The organism is Petralouisia sp. (assembly GCF_056822245.1).
This window is the reverse complement of record NZ_JBQIOP010000003.1, coordinates 108,866-128,769: the sequence shown is the minus strand read 5'-3', so window position 1 is coordinate 128,769 and position 19,904 is coordinate 108,866. Positions and strand designations below refer to the sequence as shown.

The window sequence follows — 19,904 nt, the reverse complement described above, 5'->3', positions numbered from 1 at the left end:
CCTCCTAAAAATAGTCTCAAATCTCTTGTTTTACAACAGTATAGTCTCCGTTTTTTAACAGGCTAAATATTAAGCGTCAGCCCTGCCGGCACTACCAGAATTATCAATACAAGCACAAGCATGATTCCCATCGGAAGCAACAGCTTCGTGCCTGCCTCTTCCCCTGCTTTCCTGGCTTCTGCCTTTCTCTGTTCAAAAGCCTCTCTTTCTTCCTCCTCCAACAGCCGCTGCAGCCCCTTTGAGCCCTTTCGGATATTCCTGACAATCAGAGAGGCTAACTTACGGTATACGCTCAGATCACATCTTGTACCGAAATTCTCAAATGCCTGCAGTTCTCCCACTCCCGCCTGTATTTCATGAAGAACTGTCACCATCTCTTCATATGCTTCACGTCTTTCCACCTCCTTTCGCTTCCTTCTGCTCTGATAGGCTGCTGCAATTTTTTCCCAGGCCAATGTCAGATTCATGCCCGCCCCCAACAGCAGCGACAGCTGACTGACAATCTCAGAATAATCCAGAAGCATCTGCCGGCGGCGCTGCAGTTCTTTCTTCTTTTTCTCCTCTTTTTCGGAAAAAACTACAGCAGCCCCGCCGGCAATTCCCAACAGCGCCATAATTCCGCTTCGGTTTTCCTTCTGTTCTTTCCAGGTAAGTTTTCTGTCATCCAATTGTTCCGGAAGCACCAGATAATCAGCGTTTTCCCTGTTATTTTCCGATGCCAGTAATTGTTCAAGCTTCTCTGCAAAGGATTCCTGCGCTGTTTTTTCTCCAGGCACTGCCTGAACAAAAAATTGATACAAACAGACTTCCTCCTGACAGGTCAGTTCCACCGTCACTTCCACCAGAACTGGTTCTTCCAAGGGCGCGATCAGATTCCCTTCTGTATCAAACACCTCATAATCAGAAAAACGGTACTCTGCTTCCACCGCGCCCTCCTGCAGTGCTTCCGGCAGATACAGGGACTGGCTTACTGCCTCCAGAGAAGAATTATCGCCCAAAATCTCCTGATCCAGTTCTTCTTTCGCCCTGTCCAGATATTCCTGTTTCTGTTTTCTGGTCAGTTTCTTTTCTTCCACCTGAACTTTCATGAGATACTGCTCTAATATGCCCTCTGCGTCCACCAGAATATGTTTCTCTTCCTGTCCCCGTCCCGGCCCATTCCGGGAAATCTGCTTTAGATACCCGCCCTCATCCATTCGGTCAAACACTGCTGCCAGAAAAAATCCTGCTGCCAGAAGCAGCGCCGCCTCATACAGTCTTTTTTGAACACCCAGCTTCCTGAACCTCCAGGCCGCCGCTGCACAGCCCCCTGCCGCAATCAAATATCCATACATACTCGTTTCTCCTACACCTGTATATCCACAATCTTTTCCGACAGCCAACAGGCAAATACATAAACCACCAGAGTTACTGTCATTACCCCTATTCCCATCCAGTTTCCGTAAAGAGGCTCTAAAAATTCCGGCGAGGTGATTCCCACATAAGCCAGAATCCCAAAAGGAACAAAATTCATAATATTCATTTCCATTCGTTTGGCAGCAATGACCACTTCGATTTCCCGCTTGATCTCTGCCTTTTGCCGAATTTTCTCCGCTGAGTTCTGGAATATTCCAAGGAAATCACCGCCGCTTCGTTTTGCAAATCCAAATACCTGAGAAAAACTGCTGATTTCTTCGATTCCGCACCTTTCGGCCAAATCTTCCAACAGGGATTCCAACGTTACATTTAACTTTACCTGATGATTGATGTAGGCAAATTCCCGGGCCATCACCGCCTCCTGACCGTAGAGTTTTACAAATTCTTCTCTGGCATGTTCAAATGCATTTTCCATGGCATATCCTGCCTTTAACGCTGTAACAGCCATCTGAAGGATTTCCTTAAACTGAAACAGCAGTTCTCCTTTTCTTTTCTTCATCAAATGCCGTTTTAACGTTCTTTCTACCGGAAGGTACAGAATCAGCGATAATGCCATGGCGCATCCATTATGATAAAACAGCCAGGAGACGGCTCCTGCAAGGCCTGCCGTAATTCCAAGGCAGAGAAGTCTTTCTTTTCCGCTTAAAACATAGACTTTATAATCCCTCACAAATCTCCTCCATTCCCGCACGGTACAATTTACCCCGATGAATCAGTTCTCCTGTTTTGACCCATCTTCCGGCAATTCTTCCGTCCTGTTCTCCCATTTCTGTAAATTCATACAGCGGGTTCAGGCGGATTCCATTCTCTTCCACTCCCGCCACTTCCGCAATGGACAGCATTCTCCTGCTTCTGTCCCGCAGCCGCCCCAAATGCACCAGGATATCCACGCCGGCCGCAATCTGAGACCGAATTGCCAACAAAGGAAGCTCCATTCCCATTAAAACCATGGTCTCCATACGGCTCAGCATATCCTGACTGCTGTTGGCATGACCGGTACTGAGGGAACCGTCATGGCCGGTGTTCATGGCCTGAAGCATGTCCAGACATTCCGCGCCCCTGATTTCCCCTACAATAATCCGATCCGGCCGCATACGGAGAGCCGTCCGAATTAAATCTCTTATGGTAACCGCCAGAGTTCCCTCGGGGCCTCCGGTTCTGGTTTCCAGGCGAACCAGATTCTCAATTCCCTGAAGCTGCAGTTCTGCGGAATCTTCAATGGTTATCACACGTTCTGATTTTGGAATAAATTCAGAAAGGGCATTCAGAAATGTTGTTTTTCCTGATCCGGTTCCTCCGGAAATGAATATGTTATAACCGGCTTTCACCAGTTTTTCCAGAAATTCTGCGCACTCCCTGCTGATGGAACCTCCGTCAATCATCTGTTCCATCAATAAAGGATGTTTCGGGAACTTCCGGATAGACACTACCGGCCCTTCCAGGGCCACCGGCGGCAGAACTACGTTCACTCTGGAGCCATCCTCCAGTCTGGTATCTGCAATGGGCTCCGCTTCATTGACCATCCGGTTGTGGTTTCCCACGATCTGCTGAATAATATCCTCCAGTTTTTCTCTGGAAGAAAAACACTTATCCCAGGGAAGAATCTGTCCCTTTTTCTCGTAGAAAATATGATCTGCGCCGTTTACCATAATTTCTGTTACATCATCTTCATTTAAAAGCTCCTGCAGCACATCCAGTTTCCGCAGAGAATGAAATACCTGCATGCGCAGTTCCCTGCGCCAGTTCAAAGGAATCACCCGCTCTTTGGCTGCCCTGCAAATCTCCTCGTCAATGACTGCCAGAACCTCTTCTTCCTCATGTTCTCTCGTCATATCCAACTGTTCCAGAACTTGTTTTCTAATCTGCTCCACCCTGTACCCCCGCAATTCTTCTGGTATAATCCCCCAGTTCTCCCCAAATCCACTGCTGCATCTTCTCTCCCCGGCAAAGCTCCCCGTTCAGCTTCGGAAGCTGAAGATAAGAGATTTTCTTCACTAATTCCCCATTGTCCTGCTTTGCCGTAATCCGTTTAAAATGTTTTCTGGCATTCCCCTGCAGTTCTCCCGGCTCTGAGACAACATACACTTTACTGCAAAGTTCCAGTAAACTGAAAAACCCGGAAACCATCATGCCCAGATCCAGCACCAGCACCTCATAGCCGCTTTTTTCCACCAGCAGCCTGACAAACTGCAGGTAATCCCGGCCGGATATTTCTCCTAAGCATCCGCTGTCCCCAGCCGGCGGAATATAGTCAAATCCCTCCAGGGCATAAACCCCGCTCCCCACACACTCGCTGATATTTCCTTCTCCGGTAAGGCACAGATACATTACATCCAGCAAGTCCCGGGTATAATTCTCTCCAAGCCATTCTTCAAATCCGGCGCATTCCCTGAAATTTACGTAAAGCACCTTCTCCTTCGGACTTAACGCCTGGGCCAGAGTCAGCGCAAAAGGCGTCTGCCAGATACTGTGGGCCGGAGAGTAAATACCCAGAATCTCCCGGTTGGGCAATGATGGCTGCTGCTCACAAATCCCAAACTTCTGATAATAGAAACATATCTCTCTCATAATTTGGGACGCCGCCTGATATTTTCTGATAACCGGAAAATGCTGCGCCAACTCCGGAAGGGGCTGCCTTGTTCCAGGATCTGCCAGATAAATCCAGAGAGTCCCGGGGCTGCCCGATTCTGCTGCCGCTTCCTTCATCTGGGCTGTAATTGCAGGCTCTTCCCAGAATCCGCTGCCCAAAAGAACCACGTCCGCCTGATCCTTTTCCTGAAATTCCAGGAAATTCTTAAGGACGGAAAAGCTTGTGCCCCGCATCCTTTCTCCCTTCTCCAGGGAAAGCCATTCTCCCAGCTTTTGTCCATATGTTCTGTCTGTATCACAGACAGCAATTGAAATTTGTCTCAACAAGCCACCTCCATAGCTATAATATATCCAATAAAAATTGCGACTGAAAAATGAATGATATGTTGATTCCCCTGACTTTTCGGATATTGACAGAACTGCGCCGCTGCAAAAGCCTGACGTATATAGTCTCCGAATATGCACAGACGTGAAACCAGATTGCGATGATACAGCATTTTGCCCAAAGACATTGCTGCTGCCGCCAGAAAAGATATCATAATTGTTACAGTAAGGATTTTTAAGTTCCAGATTCCGCCGATTACGGAAAATAATTTGATGTCACCTGCCCCCAGGGCATGTATGAGAAATAACAGATAACATAAGATCACCGGTATAGAAACGTTTCTGAGAAAAATTCCGGCTCCTTTCCATCCCGCTTCCGCAAGCTGAAAGAAAAGTCCTGCCGCCAGTCCGCTCAAAATCAGCCGGTTCCTGATTTTGCCTGTCCGTATGTCCGTTGCCGCTGCCAGAATCAACAGCAGGACACTGAACATGAATTTCAATTCCCCAATTCATCACCTCTTTTTCGTTGATTTCTTAGGATTATAGACCAAGTTCCTCTTTTTGTAAAGTAGGTTCAGGCAATTTATCCATTTTTGTAACTATTTTACAATAAACGGTAGAACAAAATCCCATAAATCAACGCAAACCCGCTGATACCAAGGGTTCCGACTGTCAAAACCGTAACAGGATTAATCCCCGCAGCCACATCAATCCCCTGGTTTTTCAGAATTTCATTTACTGCGCAGATTCCCACAGCACCCACAAATCCCCGCAGTACAAAGGTTGTCAGAGCTTCCGCCTTCTGCTTCATGGCTCCAATAAAAAGTATCAGTACACAAAGAACTGCAATCACAGCGGCACCATAATATTTTTCCATAAACGGCTCCTTTCCGGTTGGCTTTTCCTGTTATTAAATATATACGTTATGGAAAAATTTATGACTTTTTTGTATATTACTGGAAGTTTCTGCTTATACTTTAAAAAAGAAAACGGTATGTACCATCTGCATGATATCACACCGCAGAAGAATCGTTACAAAAAGGAAAGGGATGCATATGTTTCAGATTACAAAAAAGCGGTCCGCCCATGCGGCCGCCTACTCTTTACTTTTAGATGACCTGGAAAAAGCCCAGTGTGATTTGGCGCTTGCCTACAACAGCTTTGAAAATGCCATGGACCCTGATTTAATTGACTGCTGCATTTATCAGGTGAAAGCATTGCAAATGCGCTATAAATTCCTGCTTACCAAGGCAAAACAATTCGATGAGGATTCTTATGCCAAGAATCCCCTCGAACTGTCAGAACCCTGAAGGGTCTCTGTCAGACTGCCTTTTTGATAAGTCATACCGGCAACCACCTGCTGCGTATGCTGCATCAGAGGTTCTGAAGAATCCTGTCTGGCCGCTTGTGCAAACCCCTCATAGAGATTCTTCAGAAGTTTCTGTGCATCCAGAACATTTTGTACGGTATTCTTGCATACTGCCATTGCCAGAAGCTTATTCACAAACTGGTACAGCGGATATAATTCGCCGGAAACAGCATAAGTAAAATCCAGATCTTCCATCAATCTGCGCACCACCTGCTCCGCCTTTCCCACTGCACTCTTGAATTCCTCATATTCCCCTGCTTCCCCGGCATGTTCTGCGTCCTCAAGATAAGCAAAGAGAATATCATATAGAATCACAATCATTTCCCCCCGGTTGCAGCAGCTTAACCGGCGGGTAAATTCCTGTTTTTTTTCCTGCGTCATAGCCTCCTCCTACTGCAATAACTGCAATACCTGCTGAGGAATATCATTTGCCTGCGCAAGTACAGAAGTAGCTGCCTGTGTCAATACATTGTATTTGGTATATTCCGTCATTTCTTCCGCCATATCCACGTCTTCAATTCTGGACAACGCCTGGGTCATATTCAGCTCTGTACCGTCTAAGCTGCTGACTGCATAATCCAGACGGTTTTGATACGCGCCGATACTGGAACGCACCTCGCTGACCTTGGCAATGGCTCCGTCAAAGCTGGTAATCGCCCGATCTGCGCCCGTTACAGTACATACATTCACCTTGTCGATGTAGAGAGTCCTGGATGACACTTCCGGAATCCGAACGTCTACCGTCTGGTTCTCATTTGCCCCAATCTGAAGGGTCATGGTTCCGATATTAGTAACTTCCATATTCACCTGGGAATTAGGTGTAATCTGTCCCGGAGTTACCTCAAACTTCATCTCAAACCCATTCCGATCCGAAATTGTCACATAATTGCCCTCGGCAAGAATCGTCGCCTGGGAGCCGAAGCCCACACGCTCGGGTGGGTTACCGGTGGTGGCAAATTCAACCTTCACGTCTTCCCCGTGAGGCACATTGGGATTATCCTGAGGAATTCCGAGAAAGTTTGCAAGATCCGGATCATCACATTTCAAATCCAGCTCTGTGGCGCTGCCGTATTCATCTGATACAAAAATCAAAAATCCGCCGTTTGTCACATCTGTAGGCACATATCCTGCATCCTCCGGCTTTCCTGCCATGGTTGCCGGCGGTGTAGCCGCAGGAGGCGCCTGGGTTGCAGAAACAAGAAGTTTTACCTCGCCCCGCTCTGCTCCTTCCCGCAGCTTTTCATATACTTCCTCAAAGGTATCTCCCTGGGAAATCTTAACTTCAACTCCATTAATTGTAACCACGCCCTCTGCCGGCGCTGTATCTGCAGGCGCAATATTCGCAGCCCCCGCTACCACTGCATGGGTTGCGTCACTGACCACTGTAATACTATAATCATTCGCAGTAACGGTATCTGAAATATCCATTCTGGTAATGCCCCGGTTATCCGTAAATACCCGCTGATCTAATGTGCCGTCTAACAGATGCTTGGTGTTAAATTCCGTATCCCTGGAGATACGGTCAATTTCATCTCTCAAAGAAGAAATCTCTGCCTGAATGGCCTCTAAATCATCCGGCGTATTTGTTTCATTTGCCGCCTGCACAGACAATTCCCGCATTCTCTGAAGCATTGCATGAACTTCCGTCAGCGCGCCGTCTGCAGTATCCAGCACGGACACTCCGTCAGAAGCATTCCTGGAAGCCTGCGCCAGACCTTTAATCTGCGCTTTCATCTTGGTGGAAATCGCCATTCCCGCCGCATCATCGGAAGCCCGGTTAATGCGAAAACCTGTGGAAAGCCGCTCAATGGAAACGGATAAACTTTTATCGGATGCTAATAATCTTTTGTTGGCAATAAGCGCTGACATGTTGTGGTTAATTTTCATTTTCTATCTCTCCTGTTCTTAAAAATCCTGCCAAATTCCCGGACAACTGCAAAATCCTTTTCGCTTCCGTCATATTCCGGAAAATCTTACGGCTGTATGTTTCCTGTCTGCTTTACCTCTTCTAAAAAGGCTCTGGCAACGCCGTACAACATCCTTGTCTGCACTTGCTGCTCCTCTTGTGTCTGTTCGGAATCTCCCATTCCTTTTTCCCTGGAAAAAATGTTGGAAAAATCCGACTGATCGCTGCAAATCATATGCATCTCCCATGACTGGCCTTCCGGCTGACTGATGCGCGCCTGAAGCTCCCCTTCACGGTTTTTCAGTTTTTCAACGGTTTCCGGGGAATCCGATACCAGATAACCCCTGACGGATTCCTTCTGTACCTGGAAGCTGGCGGATACTTTCCCAAGCTTGGGCGTCTCAAACATAATATCCACTCTGCCCCGTTCCCGTTTGCCCCGTACGATTTTGAGCTGAACATTCGTCAGTTCATCGGCCACCAGTACGGGAATTGCGTAATTCTCTTCTTTGGCCATCCGGGTGCCCAGTTCAATCTGCTGCTGCATCACTCTCATATCACGGATATCAATGCTGCGTACATTTCTTGACTCTATCATGGTTTTCATAACATCTTCCGCCAGCTCTGCCAGCTTCTCCTGGGCCTCGGCCATCTCCTCCGGCGTCTTTATCGCTTCGCCGAATTCTTTGAGTATCTCTTCTTTTACTTCCTGAAAATCAACTTCATCGTCCATATTCTTCGAATCAAACAGGGATTTAAAGATTCCGTTTCGATTGTGCATCATCTGACTGGCCGCCATAATATTATAGGCTGTCATCGGCATGTCATGGCCGCTTAGCATCTGAAGCACCTGGGCCTCAGCTTCCCTGGCTCCTGCAAACTCCCGCAGCTGCTCCTGATAATAGGAACGCTCTGTCTCTTCATCCAAAGGAGTTTCCCGCAGCTGCCATAACAGCTCTTCCGGGGTCATCTCTTCCCATGTTCTGCCTGCTGCACTTTGCTGCATTCCTTCCGGCGTCGCCAGTCCAAAGGCTTCTTTGGCGCAATCCGTCTGATATGCCGCCTCTATCTGCTCAGAAATGCTGAGTTCCTGGCGGTGAACTTCATCTGCTTCCCCGAAATTGTCATCCACGGATACATTTATGCCGGGATTCCGGTTGGTCCGCACGGCGCTTAACAGATTCTTCATGGTGAGATCTGCGCCCTGCTGCACCAATGCGCCAATCACTGCTCCGTCTGTCTTGTCAATCTGATTCAGCAGACGGTAAATTCCAATATAGCTGTCCCGCTCCTCAGGAGTGATTTGCTGATTCTGTTCCAGTTTCCACAGATATTTGCTGAACTTCTCTTCGCTTACGTCCGCCATGCGGTTTTTGATTTCCTGTGCTTTGCTGTTTAACTGCTCCACATTCAGCTCTAAGGGATTAACCCCTTCCCGTATCATCTCCATAACTACTGCCGGGGAGAGATTCTGGAACATATTCTGGACTTTCTGATCGGCTGCCTTGATCCCTGCAATGGACTCCGGATTAATCTCCATCTGATTATAAGCCAGAATCCGGACAGCCCGCTGATTGGCCTCTGTGGTTTCCATTCCAATATCTTTTAAAATATCATCTACATTCCGAAATGCCTTCTGGATGGAATCGCCCATATCCTTCCTGGGCTCCGTCCGAAGGGTTTCATAGGCTTCTCCTGCCCGTTCCATCTTTGCCTGCTCTGACCTTCCAGTCTCATGCATGGTATTAATGCCGTCCTGGCTGGTGCGGATCTTACCCAGTACAGAAGCCGGAGCCTCCGCAAGCTCCCTGGTTTTGCCCATAGTTTCTGCAAAGACTTCTGTATTCTCAGCAGTAGCCGGGATTCCGTTTTGTGACAGCAGGCTTTTATAATACTGATCCTCCATGGATTTCAATTGCTCCACCAGTTCTGCCAACGGTTTTGTCTCAATGGAAATCCCCTGTTTCAGCAGGGCATAATTGGCCTGAGCCGTCATCATCAGCCTGGTTTCCTCCAACTGCCTCTTTGCAGTCAGAAATTCCATGTCCTCCCTGGCATATTCAGGAATATCCCGGGATTCTGAAAATGGCCGCCCATTCTTCTGCTCCTGTTGTTGCTCCGCATTCTGCGCCGCCTGAAGATTCTCTATGGTAAGGGGGAGCCCCTGCTTAATCACATCCCATACCTGAGCGTCAGTGGCCTGGCTGACGGTCTGGGCTGCCTGCTGCGCCCGATCCCCGCTGCTGTAGCCTTCTAATACCATGGCGTCCATGGGCCGGTTTCCCTCTGCAACGGCTTCAAGCATGGCCCCTGCCAGCTGCTCCGGTTCTGGCGGAAGCTGCAGTTCTTTCAAATCCATGGCATATCTCAGATTTTCTTCTGTCAGTGGAATCTCATTCTCTATCATCCACTGACTGCAGTTTAAGGTATCTTCATTCACCGAAAGCCCCGCCCGCTCAATCACCTGCCCGATTTGCGTTCTCAGCTGAGCGTCCATGGGAACGGCCCCGGTTCTGGCATTGCCCCCGCCGTAGCTAGTGCTGTACTGGGCTTTATATAAGTTCTCCACGGTGGGAGGAAGGTTATGCTCCAATAAATATTTCACCATCTCATCCGAACAATCCCCAAGGCCTGCCGCCTGCTGTATGGTTTCCATACAATCGGAAATATTCTCCTCAGTAGCCGGAAGATCCGCCTGTCGGAGCGCTGAAGCTAACTGGCTGGCCATTCCTGCGTTCCCTGCCAGAGCTTCTAACTGCTCCATGCTTAATTCATCTCCGAACACGCTGATATCCACACCGGCTTTCGCCAGTTCCATTTTAATCTTGTCAATCTCTGTGACAATGGTTTCCACCTCTGTGCCGTTCACAGAGAATCCGTCCCGGCCCATTTCCTCACAGTCTTTTTCCGACATGGTGTTGGACACAACTTCCATCTTCTGCTGTATCAGCTCCGTTTTGGCATTTTCCGCGTCCTGCTGTATCTTCTCAATCTGGGAATCTGCCGGACAGACCGAAGTCTCTACTCTGATCTGCTGCAGGGAGGTTACCATGCCGGTATCTTTCTCCACCTGCTCTGTGTTTGTTTCCTGGGCAGTTCCCGCCACAGTTCCCTTAATTTCCACACTGCGGCTGGCTCTGGTAATTTCTGCCACATTACTGTTCTCTACTCTTACATTCATATCTGTGCCCCATTTTTCCTGTGCCTGATTTTTGATAATACCTATTTCGGATAAAAAACAAAGAAACTTTAGCAATTTTCACTTGTAATCAGAGGACATTTGTATTAAAATAGGGTTCAAAGCTACCACTTAGGAAGCTGAGACGAACATTCATTTTATTAAGGAGGAAATTAATTATGGCATACGTAATTACTGACGCTTGTGTAAGCTGCGGAACATGTGAAGGTGAATGTCCAGTAGGAGCAATCGCTGCTGGCGACGGCAAATATGAAATTTCTGCAGATACCTGCATCGACTGCGGAACATGTGCAGGCTCCTGTCCTACAGGCGCTATTGAGCAGGGCTAATCCTTATCGCTTTGCAGCGTAAGACAAACTACATAAGGAGCTGACATCCTGGTTGAGATGTCAGCTCCTTTTTTGATACGTTCCCTTATTCGGTAACGGTCAGATTCGGGCTCAGTTTTTTCTCTTTGCCCATCCGCTTTTCTGCTTCTTTCTTTTCTTTTTTCTCTCTGTGGAACCGTTTGCTCTTCCTTGTGGCGCGGATTGCCTCATCCAGCCTGCGGAACCGTTCTTCCTCGGCTTCATCCTGCTCCCGCATCAGATAATTCATTTCTTTCAGCACCCGGTCTCCTACCTGTACTCCTACCTCTTTTCCCAATGCCGGATTGTTCTCTTCCATTGCCTGCTTCACAATCGTGAGCATCATGGACTGGAACTGCTCTAACTTCACCGTATTGGAAATTGGGTTGCTATGTTTTTCCATCATGGGTTTCGGAACTGTCTCCACATAGTCTCGGTTCATCTGAATTACGTTATTCCCTCCTGTCTGCAGTTCTCCCGCCGGCTGTCCCCCGTAAAATTCTCCGGTACCTGCAGCCGGCTGACCGCTATGTATCATCATTCGAATGGCTTTCAGCTGATAGCCCTGTTCTTTCCATTCTTTTATCTTTTGGAACTGCGCTATATTTTCTTCTGTATAATAACGGTGTCCCATTTCGTTGCGGGGGATGGCAAGCTCCAGCTCTTCTTCCCAATAGCGCAATACGTGGGACTCAACATTTACAATGTTTGCCGCGTCCGAAATCATATAGCGTACATTTTCCACATTTTAACCTCCTTTTTGGGATTTGACTTCCGGATGCCCGGCCTGCCTGCTGTATCACTGAGCTCAGTATCAGCTTGTCCCTTTTTACTAATTCTATTTTAACGATTTCTTTCTGCCGTTACAATCTTTTTTCATCGTGAAATAATGACAGCAAAAAACAGATACTTTCTTTTTACGGAAAATATCTGTCTGATTTTACATAAAACTACATTTTTTATCGTTTCTCCATATTGGCAAACTTGGTATACTGGGGCAGCCAGACCAGATTAATGGTTCCGATGGGGCCGTTTCTCTGCTTGGCAATAATAATTTCTGCAATATTTTTATCCGGCGTATCCTTGTTGTAATAATCGTCACGGTAAATAAACATCACCACGTCCGCATCCTGCTCAATCGCTCCTGATTCTCTCAAGTCTGACAGCATGGGCCTGTGATCCGGCCGCTGCTCCACCTGGCGGCTCAGCTGGGATAAGGCAATAACCGGAACATTCAGCTCCCTGGCAAGCCCTTTCAGAGAACGGGAAATGTCTGAGATTTCCTGCTGCCTGGAATCTGACCTGCCGGAACCGGACATCAGCTGGAGATAGTCAATGATAATCAGCTTAAGATCGTGCTCTAACTTGTATTTCCGGCACTTGGAGCGAAGCTCCGAAATAGAAATTCCCGGCGTATCGTCAATAATCAATTTGGAACGTCCAATGGTTCCCGCGCCTTCAATCAGCTTCTCCCAGTCAGAATCCGCCAGATTGCCGGAACGGAGAAGCTGGGCGTCCACCCGGGATTCCAGGGAAAACAGACGGTTTACCAACTGCTCCTTGGACATTTCCAGACTGAAAATTGCGGTACAGAGATCACTGTGAAACGCCACATACTGGGCAATATTCAACACAAACGCTGTCTTTCCCATGGAGGGCCTTGCGGCAACCAGAACCAAATCAGAGGGCTGAAGCCCCGAAGTGCGGTAATCCAGATCCACAAACCCGGTGGCAATTCCGGTAACGTTGCCCTTTGTCTTAGAAGCCTGCTCAATTTTTTCCAGCGCCTGAATGACCACCTGCTTGATAGGCACATAGTCCCCGCCGCTTTTATTCTGAAGCAGATCGAAAATCTTTTTCTCCGTATCTGCCATAATATCTTCCAGACTTTCTCTGCCCAGATAACACTGATTGGCAATTTCTTCATTTACTTTAATCAGCCTGCGCAGAGTTGCCTTTTCTTTTACAATATTGGCGTAATATTTAATATTGGCAGAGGTAGGCACGGCGGCCACCAGTTCACCTACAAATTCCAGGCTGCTGACCTCTGCCGGAACATCCTTTTCCCGGAGACGGTTCTGAAGGGTAACCATATCCACCGGCTGCTCCTCATTGTACAGTTCCACCATAGTTTCAAACAGGACCCCATACTGCTGATGATAAAAATCCTGCCGGATTAAGATTTCAGAGGCCATAATAATCGCTTCACGGTCCATAATCATTGCGCCGATCACCGACTGCTCCGCCTCCAGATTATTGGGCATAATCCGCTTGATCAGATCTTCCTCCATAAAATTACGCTTCCTTCACTTTTACTTTCAAAGTTCCTGTCACCTTGGGATGCAGCTTAATACCCACCTCATATACGCCCAATGCTTTCAGGCCGCCCTCAGGCAGCTGCATTTTCTTCTTGTCCAACTCCATCTGAATCTGGGCTTTTGCCGCTTCCGCAATCTCCTTGGAAGAAACGGAACCGAAGGTTTTCCCGCCCTCTCCGGTTTTGATGGTTACCACGACCTCTTTGCCGGCAAGCTCTTCTGCCAGGGCTTTTGCCGCATCCAGATTTTCCTGGGCCACCTTTTCCTCATGCTGATTTTTTAATTTCAAATCGTTCATGTTCTTTTTCGTCGCTTCAATTCCCAGTTTCTTGGGAAACAGCATATTTCTGGCGTAGCCGTCGCTGACATTGACCACTTCGCCCTTTTTACCTAATGATTTCACATCTTCTAATAATATTACTTTCATACTTCTATGTCTCCTTCCTTCAGCATCTTATCTAATGTCATTTCAATTCTTCGCTTTGCTTCCATTACGCTGCAGTCCTTCATCTGGGCGCCCGCCACATTCAGATGGCCGCCGCCGCCTAAGCGTTCCATAATAAGCTGTACGTTAATTTCATCAATGGAACGGGAACTGATATATATCTTCTCATTATATTCTGTCAGTACGAAAGACGCTTTGATTCCTACAATATTCAGCAGTTCGTTGGCTGCCTGGGCCCCTGCAATGGTTGGGCTTTCCACATCACGGTCTGCCGGGCAGATGGATATGGCAAAGGCGCCCCGGTAAACCTCCGCATGGCGCACTGCCTCCGCCCTTGCTTTATAGGCCGCCATATCATCCCGCAAAAGCTTGCGGACTCTGGTCACCTCCGCGCCGCACCGCCGCAGATAGGCCGCTGCCTCAAAGGTTCTCACGCCTGTTTTTGTCATAAAATTATTGGTATCTATCAGGATTCCTGCATAGATACTGTCAGCCTCATTGGGTTTTAAATGGATATTTTCATTAAAATACTGCAGCACTTCCGCCACCATCTCGCAGGTGGAAGAGGCATAAGTTTCAATATAGGAAAGCACTGCATTTTCAATCACTTCACTGCTCTGTCTGTGATGGTCAAACACTACGATGGTCTTTGTCTTGGTCAGCAATTCCGGGCATTCCGTATAATTGGGCCGGTTGGTATCCACTACCACCACCACGCTCCGGTAATCGGCCAGTTCCAGCGCCCGCTCACTCCGTAAAAACATATCGGCCGGATATCCCTTCTCCTCGGAAAAGCATTCCTTCATGGGCCGCAGGGAGGAGGTCACCTCATCCAGTACAATATGGGCCTTCTTCCCAAGCACCTGGGCCGCACAGTAAATGCCTATGGATGCTCCGAAGGCGTCCATGTCGCTGATACTGTGTCCCATAATAAACACTTCTTCCCGGCTCTCGATAATTTCCCGCAGCGCATGAGCCTTCACCCTGGCTTTTACCCGGGTCATCTTCTCCACCTGCCTGGATTTTCCGCCGAAATACGATATCTTCTCCCCTTCTTTGACTACGACCTGATCTCCGCCTCTGCCCAGGGCAAGGTCAATGGCCATGCGGGCATATTCGTATTTCTGGGTATAGCTGTTTCCGCTGATGCCAACGCCGATGCTTAAGGTAACCGCCATCTCATTTCCCACTTTGACGGTTTTGACATCCTCTAAAATACTGAATTTATTCTCAATCAGCGCCTCCAGATACTTCTGTTTGAACGCCACGAAATATTTGTCTTTTTCAATCTTTTTAATGATGCTGTCCCGATCTGAAAAATATTTGCTTACCTTGCGATCCACCAAAGCCACCAGCAGCGAACGTTTTACTTCCTCCACGCTTTCTAAGGCTTCCTCATAATTGTCGATGTAAATCAGCATGGCTACCAGCTGCTGATCCCTGATTTCCTGAATGCTCTCATACAGCTCTGTTTCATCAAAGAGATACAGCGTCGTCAGAAACTGCTCCTTATGATCCGTTTCAATGAGATTTCCTTCCGATTCTTCTCCATCAAAATGAATCTTTCCCACACTTGCCCGGTACACCCGGTTCTTCCACTCTACCTTAATATGATCGTTATGTTCTTCCCGGTCTAAAAGCTCCCTGGTAATGGACGGGAAAATCGTAGCAATTGACTTATGATACCCCTTGTCCTTCTCTGTAATACGGGAAAAGGATTCATTCATCCACAAAATCTTGCTGTTATAGTCCAGCAGCGCATAGGGGATCTCAAATTCATTCAGCAGCTTCTTCTGAACCGTTCCGTACTGGGTGGCAAAACTGATTACTTCATTGCGCATGGCGGACCTGTTGACCAGAAAAATTCCCAGCGCAATCAGAAAATACAATGCAGCAAATACAGAGACGCAGATTCCGGCAGTCCTGTCAAAATAGTATAAGGGGGCATTCATCAGTACAAGCAAAACAGTCAGCATCAGGGGCCAGTGCATATAATTCTTTAACGGGCCGCCCGGGTGATTTTTTCTTTTCATTGATTTTCCTACCTTTGTTGTTCTCACTTATCATTCAGGTTTCCGTTCTGCAAGGCCAGTGCAGGCATTTCTGTCTGCATTGCCCATTGCTTTCGTCATATTATACCACTTCATTGGAATTCTTACAATAACCGTTTTCTGTCCCCGGACTGCGGCAAACGCTTTATATTTCCAAGACAGAGGTTCATACCGGATGATTCATTACTGCCAGAACGGAGCTAAAGGACTCTCTACCGTTTCTCCAGATATTCCTGCAGAATATAATAGGACTCCTTCAGACGCTCCCGATATCCGGGCTCTGTCCATCCGTTCCAGGTATAAGAACCTCTTTCCCCGTCTATCTCAAAGTGAATCTCACGGATGGATTCATAAGTGATTTCATCATTGGCATACAAATCGGCAATGCGCATTTTTTCATTAGGTTTGGCAATATTCAAAAGCAGCCAGGGCAGCCGTACCTCCGTCACATTGCCTCTGATACAGAAATCAGCCCGGGAATTGTACCCTTCCGACTGGGGATCTGCATTCCCATGACGCAGCCTGCCGGTTTCTACCTGCTCTGTCTCCACGATTGTGCCGTCTGTCAAAACCACCGGCCGGTTCAGCATCAGATAAATAGGCGCGAAGGTATGAGCTTCCGGGTCTGCATACCCCTCCTTTACTTCCAGTACTTTGTTGGAAGCGTGCATTCCAGTGGTATACAGCCAGTAATTTACATCATAATAAGGATGCACCAACAGTCTGCTTTTCTTTTTTCCCTTTATTTCCAATAAAAAGTCCGCTCCGCCGTACGCCTCATTTCCCTGTTCTTCAATAGTGTCCAGGGCAATCTTCAGATTATCATTTTTGCCCCGGAGCAGCAGATATACATAGGACTCATCACTTTTTACATACAATTCCGTTTCCCCGTTGTCTAATACCGGTTCCTCACCTTCCCATTCTCCGTCTCTGCCGTCCACCGTGCACACCGCCGTTTCACCGGGATCAAAAGACAGCAGTCCGAAAAACTGTTCACTGGTCTGGACGTCGCACCAGTAGGGCCGCACATCGGAATCTGTGTAATCCATGGTATTCCAGGTTCTTTTAAACCATTCATCCTGCCAGATAAATACAAAAGCCCCTGCGCATTCCGTATCAATAATATCCGAAAGCATGGATACAATGGCCGTTCCCTGTTCTTCCTCCGTCAGTCCTCCCTGATTAAATCCCGGATCTCGGGCAAAGTGGGTGATCCCTCTGGAAGCAGGCACACCGAACTCGGATATTACCACCGGTATCGTATGATAACTGTTCAAATCATTCAGATAGTGTTTGTAGGGATTGGGCGGATCATCCGTCAGCAGCTCCGGCGCATACCGCATCATTTCCGGATAATACGGATATACATGATAGGAAGCAAACAGTCCCGCTTTAAATTCCGGTCTTGCCTTAATGTGTTCCGCATCTGCCGAAACTGCGTCCTCCGTCTCAGGATTTGGCTCTCCGGGATGGGAGAGGGGGTCTGTCGTTACCCAGTTGGCAAAAGAAACGGGATGCTGCATCTGATACTGTTTCATCTCATAGGAAATGCAGGCATCCAGACCGGAAGCAAGAAAAACTTCAAAGGGAGATGCATCTTTCGTATACAGATACTCTCCCTCAAAAGTTGTTTTGCCCGGATTGGCCTCATTGGTGCCTATTACAAATTCCGGCTGCCACTCAATTCCCAAAATCCATCCGCACAGATATTGGGAAACATCCGCCGTATAATTGCCGCCGGCATTGCCCGCCTCAGGCTCTATCACTGCGTTTCCATGAACCACGTCCACAATGGTTTTACACATTGCAATCCAGTCTTTTTCAATCTTTCGCTCTTCGGCATAGGCGTCCTGAAGTCTGCTGATATCTTCTTCATTATTGTATACGCCCTGCATAAAATAAAGCGGCGACTGGGCTGTCTTATTGTATGTAGCCAAAGCGTGATAAAATTCCGGCATCAAAACCGTATAGACCCGGATGGTATCTGCATGCATTTCACTGATTTGACGAAACCACCTGAGATAATCATCCTCGGTAATTGCAAACTCTCCGGGAAACGCCCCCGGTTTTCCTGCTCCGATATTCACCCCCACCGGCATCGTATCCCGCCACCTGCCGTCTGCCCCGTAAATCTGGAATGTCTTTTCCCGGGTCCGAAAAGAATACTTCACTCCGTCCTCGCTGCACACGGGAAGGCTTTTCTCCTCTTTCCCGGAATTGTCAGAAGCCTGGGCCGGCTCCCTCCCGGAATCTACGGTCAGCTCCAGCCGATTGGAAGCGCACCCGCAGCACAGGCTTACCACTGCTGCAGCTAAGAGAAACCGGCTCAGTATCTTTTTCTTATAAATTCTCTGCATTTTTCTTTCCTTCCCGCTTGGTCTTTTTAAAACTCTCCTGTTTAAAATCCTTCATCCTCGTCGTCCATAATCTGATCCACCACATACCGCACCACACCGGAAATCTGCTCTGTCTGTTTTTTTTCAATCTGCTCCAGAAAATCCGGCTCATTTCTGTGGCTGACAATGTAGCTTCTGGTGGGCGTCTCGCTTCCTTCCACAGAAACCAGTTCCCCGCCGTGCTCCCGCAGCAATGACTGAAGCTCTTCATTAAAATGATCTGTTACGTTTTCGATGGTGGGCACAACCAGGTCAAAGGGTTTCATGGTGTTTATAATCTGATTCTGATATTGATCCAGATACCCCTCTATCAATGACTCAAAGGTACGGAATTCCACAAATTCCGTTCCGCTGACGATTATTGTAATGATAAATTCCCAGGTATGGGGATGGGTCTGCCCCTGTTTTCCATTGATGGTAATATAGTGATTCATATTCAGATACGATTTCAAACGGTATTCCCGGTAAAGCTTTTCTTTCCTCATTCCTCTTCCACCGCCTTCCAAAATTGCTCAAACTGCCGCTTATAGCTTTCCGTGTTATCTTCACAGTACAAATCAGCAACCTTCCGTACCTTTTTGTTTTCCAAAGACCTGATAATTTTGCTGCTGACCGCCTGTTCATACCGGGCAAAGATCAGCAGTACAAGCCTGTCGTCCATGGAAAAACGCAGCACCCGGTTATCCAAAACCATCTGCATATGTTCAAAAAATTCGTCCCTGGACTCCTGGGTTTCTGTCTCAAATACTGCAAAATGAATCGGTTTGGCCCCTCTTTCATCCAATTCCTGCAGAAATTCATCCAACACCGTATGCTTAAATACGCGTTTTCTGGCGCTGAAGGCATGTTCCCGCTTCATCTGCTCGTCCAATCGTTCCAACTGCTGATTCTGCCAGATCGCACGCTCCTCCTGCAAGGCAATCCGAGACGCCTGCCCTCTGATTTTTTTCGACATCATCATACTCAGGATAATCAGAAGGGCCAGAACCAGCAGCAAAATAATAATAATGGAATTTTTACACTCCAGCAGAATATTGTCCTCCAGAAGCACCTTGTCGTAGGTCAGCAGACAAATCCGGTACTGCTGACCGCGCCATTCAAAAATCATGCCGGAAGCAATAAACCGATCTTCATTCAGATAAATGATCTGATGCCCCACCTGATTCAGCCTCAGACGGTTCATAAAGGCGGCTGCCGAGTCGCTGGCATAATACGTGCCGTCCGTAAATCCTTTGTAGCGGTTAGTTTCCGTCACGCTTTTCACAAACAGAATGGAATCCTCTTTGCTGACCGTCCAATATCTGCTTGCCGTGGCGTCTAAAGAACTGATAATCTCAGTAATATTCTTCTCTGTTGCATCATCCCCCAGACGGTTAATTTCCCCCAGAACCACCTTAACATAACCGTCCTGCTCCGCTCCGTACAGCTCCAGGAACCTCGTCTCATAATTATTCAATTGCCAGATAATAAATACATCCGCTGCCATGGCAAAAAATACCACAAGAGCCGTTACAATGAAAAAATTAATTTTGCGTTTCATATGC

General features: G+C 47.6%; 18 protein-coding genes. 2 read left to right on the top strand and 16 right to left on the bottom strand.

What is annotated here, in order from left to right; genetic code table 11:
- Nucleotides 1–62: 62 nt before the first annotated feature.
- From ACTO17_RS02290 to ACTO17_RS02265, 6 genes are all read right to left on the bottom strand, one after another.
- Nucleotides 63–1,334: a type II secretion system F family protein gene (locus tag ACTO17_RS02290; protein ID WP_482556743.1), complete on the bottom strand. Its 1,272-nt coding sequence runs from the start codon at nt 1,332–1,334 to the stop codon at nt 63–65.
- A gap of 11 nt (nt 1,335–1,345) precedes the next feature.
- The gene (locus ACTO17_RS02285; RefSeq protein ID WP_482556742.1) at nt 1,346–2,086 is read right to left on the bottom strand and encodes a type II secretion system F family protein; all 741 of its coding nucleotides are present in this window, start codon (nt 2,084–2,086) and stop codon (nt 1,346–1,348) included.
- A complete protein-coding gene (locus tag ACTO17_RS02280) occupies nt 2,073–3,248 on the bottom strand; it encodes a TadA family conjugal transfer-associated ATPase (RefSeq protein WP_482556778.1) in 1,176 nt (391 codons plus the stop codon). The genes ACTO17_RS02285 and ACTO17_RS02280 overlap by 14 nt, the downstream gene beginning before the upstream one ends.
- A gap of 25 nt (nt 3,249–3,273) precedes the next feature.
- Nucleotides 3,274–4,329, bottom strand: a complete 1,056-nt coding sequence (locus ACTO17_RS02275) for a P-loop NTPase family protein (RefSeq protein ID WP_482556741.1) — start codon at nt 4,327–4,329, stop codon at nt 3,274–3,276.
- On the bottom strand, nt 4,326–4,820 hold the full coding sequence (locus tag ACTO17_RS02270; protein ID WP_172535290.1) for an A24 family peptidase: 495 nt from the start codon (nt 4,818–4,820) through the stop codon (nt 4,326–4,328). The genes ACTO17_RS02275 and ACTO17_RS02270 overlap by 4 nt, the downstream gene beginning before the upstream one ends.
- A gap of 113 nt (nt 4,821–4,933) precedes the next feature.
- Nucleotides 4,934–5,206 carry a pro-sigmaK processing inhibitor BofA family protein gene (locus ACTO17_RS02265; RefSeq protein WP_172535289.1) on the bottom strand — a complete coding sequence of 91 codons (273 nt, stop codon included), beginning with the start codon at nt 5,204–5,206 and terminating at the stop codon, nt 4,934–4,936.
- A 178-nt stretch (nt 5,207–5,384) separates the two neighbouring features.
- Between ACTO17_RS02265 and ACTO17_RS02260 the strand changes: the two genes are divergently transcribed.
- A complete protein-coding gene (locus ACTO17_RS02260) occupies nt 5,385–5,639 on the top strand; it encodes a DUF2508 family protein (protein WP_482556740.1) in 255 nt (84 codons plus the stop codon).
- On the opposite strand, the gene ACTO17_RS02255 is transcribed toward ACTO17_RS02260, so the two are convergent.
- The 3 genes from ACTO17_RS02255 to ACTO17_RS02245 all read right to left on the bottom strand — a co-directional run bounded on the left by ACTO17_RS02255 (nt 5,603) and on the right by ACTO17_RS02245 (nt 10,785).
- Nucleotides 5,603–6,079, bottom strand: coding sequence for a flagellar export chaperone FliS (locus ACTO17_RS02255; protein WP_172535287.1), 477 nt, complete (start codon nt 6,077–6,079; stop codon nt 5,603–5,605). The genes ACTO17_RS02260 and ACTO17_RS02255 overlap by 37 nt on opposite strands.
- 9 nt (nt 6,080–6,088) lie before the next feature.
- On the bottom strand, nt 6,089–7,585 hold the full coding sequence (locus tag ACTO17_RS02250; protein WP_172535286.1) for a flagellin N-terminal helical domain-containing protein: 1,497 nt from the start codon (nt 7,583–7,585) through the stop codon (nt 6,089–6,091).
- An 86-nt stretch (nt 7,586–7,671) separates the two neighbouring features.
- Nucleotides 7,672–10,785 carry a DUF6240 domain-containing protein gene (locus ACTO17_RS02245; RefSeq protein WP_482556739.1) on the bottom strand — a complete coding sequence of 1,038 codons (3,114 nt, stop codon included), beginning with the start codon at nt 10,783–10,785 and terminating at the stop codon, nt 7,672–7,674.
- Nucleotides 10,786–10,961: 176 nt separating this feature from the next.
- Between ACTO17_RS02245 and fdxA the strand changes: the two genes are divergently transcribed.
- A complete protein-coding gene (gene fdxA / locus ACTO17_RS02240) occupies nt 10,962–11,132 on the top strand; it encodes a 4Fe-4S ferredoxin (protein ID WP_172535284.1) in 171 nt (56 codons plus the stop codon).
- An 85-nt stretch (nt 11,133–11,217) separates the two neighbouring features.
- On the opposite strand, the gene ACTO17_RS02235 is transcribed toward fdxA, so the two are convergent.
- The 7 genes from ACTO17_RS02235 to ACTO17_RS02205 all read right to left on the bottom strand — a co-directional run bounded on the left by ACTO17_RS02235 (nt 11,218) and on the right by ACTO17_RS02205 (nt 19,900).
- Nucleotides 11,218–11,895: a MerR family transcriptional regulator gene (locus tag ACTO17_RS02235; protein ID WP_482556738.1), complete on the bottom strand. Its 678-nt coding sequence runs from the start codon at nt 11,893–11,895 to the stop codon at nt 11,218–11,220.
- A gap of 214 nt (nt 11,896–12,109) precedes the next feature.
- On the bottom strand, nt 12,110–13,441 hold the full coding sequence (dnaB, locus tag ACTO17_RS02230; RefSeq protein ID WP_172535282.1) for a replicative DNA helicase: 1,332 nt from the start codon (nt 13,439–13,441) through the stop codon (nt 12,110–12,112).
- A gap of 4 nt (nt 13,442–13,445) precedes the next feature.
- Complete coding sequence (gene rplI / locus ACTO17_RS02225; protein WP_482556737.1) at nt 13,446–13,895, bottom strand: 50S ribosomal protein L9; 450 nt, start codon at nt 13,893–13,895, stop codon at nt 13,446–13,448.
- Nucleotides 13,892–15,946 carry a DHH family phosphoesterase gene (locus ACTO17_RS02220; protein ID WP_482556736.1) on the bottom strand — a complete coding sequence of 685 codons (2,055 nt, stop codon included), beginning with the start codon at nt 15,944–15,946 and terminating at the stop codon, nt 13,892–13,894. Before ACTO17_RS02220 ends, rplI begins: the two co-directional genes overlap by 4 nt.
- Before the next feature lie 230 nt (nt 15,947–16,176).
- Nucleotides 16,177–18,321, bottom strand: coding sequence for a family 2 glycosyl transferase (locus tag ACTO17_RS02215; RefSeq protein WP_482556735.1), 2,145 nt, complete (start codon nt 18,319–18,321; stop codon nt 16,177–16,179).
- Nucleotides 18,322–18,362: 41 nt separating this feature from the next.
- Entirely contained in the window at nt 18,363–18,845 is a 483-nt protein-coding gene (locus tag ACTO17_RS02210; RefSeq protein WP_482556734.1) for a 6-carboxytetrahydropterin synthase, read from the bottom strand.
- Nucleotides 18,842–19,900, bottom strand: coding sequence for a hypothetical protein (locus ACTO17_RS02205; protein ID WP_482556733.1), 1,059 nt, complete (start codon nt 19,898–19,900; stop codon nt 18,842–18,844). The genes ACTO17_RS02210 and ACTO17_RS02205 overlap by 4 nt, the downstream gene beginning before the upstream one ends.
- Nucleotides 19,901–19,904: the final 4 nt, after the last annotated feature.